Source organism: Glutamicibacter sp. BSL13, from assembly GCF_052928425.1.
In genome coordinates this window covers 1-1,105 of record NZ_JAVGCZ010000215.1, presented here as the reverse complement: position 1 = coordinate 1,105, position 1,105 = coordinate 1, and the positions used below count along the sequence as shown (strand labels likewise).

At 71.3% G+C, this 1,105-nt stretch carries 1 protein-coding gene and 1 pseudogene; both read left to right on the top strand.

The window, feature by feature from the left end; all coding sequences use genetic code 11:
• Nucleotides 1–311 (top strand): annotated as a pseudogene (locus RCJ92_RS15935) (SLC13 family permease); the annotation flags it as partial.
• A gap of 87 nt (nucleotides 312–398) precedes the next feature.
• Nucleotides 399–1,105, top strand: a 707-nt coding sequence (locus tag RCJ92_RS15930; RefSeq protein WP_446755129.1) for a glycerate kinase family protein, incomplete at its 3' end; no start/stop codon positions are given.

The following is a 1,105-nucleotide window of genomic DNA, read 5'->3' as shown; positions in this document are numbered from 1 at the left end:
CCCACCTGGTCATCCAGTCCCGTTCGGCCCGCTCGGCGGTGCTGATCCCGCTGGTGATCTCCCTGGCGCCCGGGCTCGGGGTCAACGCGGTGGCGATCGCCTTCGCCTCCACCGCGGCCGCCGGTTTCTGCCACACCCTGACCAGCAGCGCCAAACCGGTGAACCTGTTCTCCGACATCGAGGACGTGCCCACCTACACCCCGGCCCACCTTCTGCGGCTGAGCGCGGTGCTTGGCCCGCTGATGGTGCTGCTGGTCGTGGTCTTCGCCTTCTGGGTCTGGCCGGCCATGGGCCTGCCGCTGATGCTCTAGCTCCAGCGGCGACCGGCACCGGGTCCCAACATTTTCACCCATCCACCCACCACCGAACCTTCCCCAGCTCAACAAAGGAGTTCCCCCATGGCTCACGCACTGCCCCAACGTATTCTTGTCGCCCCGTCCGGATTCAAGGAGTCCCTGGACGCCGACGCCGTCGCCGCCGCCATCGGCGCCGGGGTGCGCCGCGCCCTGCCCGGCGCCATGGTCAAGGCCGTACCGATCGCCGACGGCGGCGAAGGCACCGCCAAGACCCTGGCCGCCGCCACCGGCGGACGGCTGATCCCGGTCACGGTCACCGGCCCGGTCGGCCAGCCGGTCGAAGCCCACTACGCGATGCTCGGAGGGGATGCGTCCGGGACCGCCGTGGTGGAAATGGCGGCAGCCGCAGGGTTGCGCCTGGTGCCCCACGACCAGCGCGATCCCGGGCTCACCACCAGCCGCGGGGTCGGGGAGCTGATCGCCGCGGCCATCGATGCCGGCGCGCAGCAGATCCTGGTCGGTTGCGGGGACTCGGGCACCTCCGACGGGGGCATGGGCGCACTGCAGGCCCTGGGCGTGCGGATCCTGGACGCGGTGGGCAACGAGGTTCCCGCCGGAGGAAACCACCTCTGCCGCATCGACAGGCTGGACCTTTCCGGCCTGCATCCGGCGCTCGCCGACCGGAGCGTTCCGCTCACGCTGGCGCTGAACCAGCACAATGTGCTGACCGGGGCGCGCGGGGTGGCTCGCGTCTTCGGGCCGCAGAAGGGCGCCACCCCTCAGCAGGTGGAGGCCATGTCGGCCGGGTT